Source organism: Chryseobacterium polytrichastri, assembly GCF_900142445.1.
In the GTDB taxonomy this organism is placed as follows: Bacteria; Bacteroidota; Bacteroidia; order Flavobacteriales; family Weeksellaceae; genus Chryseobacterium; species Chryseobacterium polytrichastri.
In genome coordinates this window covers 1-1,447 of record NZ_FRAV01000094.1, presented here as the reverse complement: position 1 = coordinate 1,447, position 1,447 = coordinate 1, and the positions used below count along the sequence as shown (strand labels likewise).

At 32.6% G+C, this 1,447-nt stretch carries 1 protein-coding gene; it reads right to left on the bottom strand.

The annotated features are described in order from the left end of the window. Nucleotides 1-24: 24 nt before the first annotated feature. The gene (locus BUB80_RS23190; RefSeq protein WP_073298100.1) at nt 25-1,407 is read right to left on the bottom strand and encodes an IS4 family transposase; all 1,383 of its coding nucleotides are present in this window, start codon (nt 1,405-1,407) and stop codon (nt 25-27) included. Nucleotides 1,408-1,447: the final 40 nt, after the last annotated feature.

The following is a 1,447-nucleotide window of genomic DNA, read 5'->3' as shown; positions in this document are numbered from 1 at the left end:
CAATGTCATTAAGTTAGTAAAATATCACAAGCTATCTTTTTGATTTTTAGATATTATGGGTTTAGCTCTTGCTCTGTATTTACCAATGTTTCTTTTGTTTGATCTTTGAGGTCTTATAGGAATTAAATGCGCTTTGAAAAGAGCTTTTAATTCTTCCATTGTCTTGTTCATATCAGAGTTGGAAAAAAGTAAACCTATAATTCTATCTTTCAAAAAACCATAAGATAATGAGGTGTTTACTTTGTAACGATATTTTTTCGCATCTTTTTCCTCCTGTAGTTCCTCGTTAATCTCTTCAACAATAAGACTTTGAATATTGCTTACCAACAATGTCGCATAAAAATCCTGCAATATGCTTTGATTAGAATATCCTGAAAATTCTTCTATTTTAAGTTTATTTTTAAGCTCATCATAGTATGTTTCTATTTTCCACCTTTCAAAGTAGAGATCTTTAAAGATTTTATGCTTGTATTGGTTTTCATCCTCAAGAGAGCTCGCTAAAACCTCAATCTCTCCTCCCGGCAAAACAATCCGAAGCAATCTTACTGTCAAGGAAGTATTTTCATCATATTTTTTTTCTTTTAAATTTGTATTTTTCCCGGGATATATGGCCAAAACTTGCGAAGCTTGACCGCCGGCTACAAAATCTTTCACAACTCTACTAAAATCCAAACGCATCCGCATTACAAAGTCTAACTGCCTTTCCTTATGTTCATACATAAAATCGAAAGATGCAAAACCTCTGTCATAAATAATCAAATCTCCTTTTCTGCAGGAGTTCAAAAGTTGTTTTGCCTGAATGCGTTCGTCTGTATCAACAGAAGACAAAATACCATCAATAGCTATTCTATTGAGAACATCGTACAAAACACAAGCTTTTCCCTGAATAATATAAGTCTCTGTTTGATTTTTTGTTCTCCCATAGATTTCTTCCAATTCCCAAGTTCTGGGAAGAGTGAGTCGCGAACCGTCTACTGATAAAATTCGTTTTCCTGAAAATGTTGTTTTGACCGCGCTATTGTCAGTGTAAAATTCTTTGATCAGTTTTTCATTCAGATAACTAAAAACCTCAGGTTTAATTTTTTTACGTGCCTGTACGAAAGCACTCTTGCTGAATGATTTCTGAGGAATTTCTTTTCTCTTAAGGAAACTTAAAAAGTTAACAATCTCAAGGGACAAACTTTTAGTTAAAAAATTAACCATAAATAATAGAGTTACTGAAAAAGAAAGGCTCCTGTTCCTACTAAAATCCCTAGCATCCACTACAAATTTTTCCTTTGTAAAGCCATGAGAAATTTCGGATTGAAGAGACGAAATAATATCATTCGCATTTTTTCGTCTCGTTTTAACTGATTGATTCACTGTTAAATATACGAAAAAAACAATCGCAAACAAAGGATTAATCATTTGACAATCAGAATGTTAATCACCTAACTTAATGACATTG

What these genes read in the sequence shown, in the direction of transcription:
- BUB80_RS23190 (WP_073298100.1), bottom strand. Translation starts at nt 1,407, where the DNA reads ATGATTAATCCTTTGTTTGCGATTGTTTTTTTCGTATATTTAACAGTG.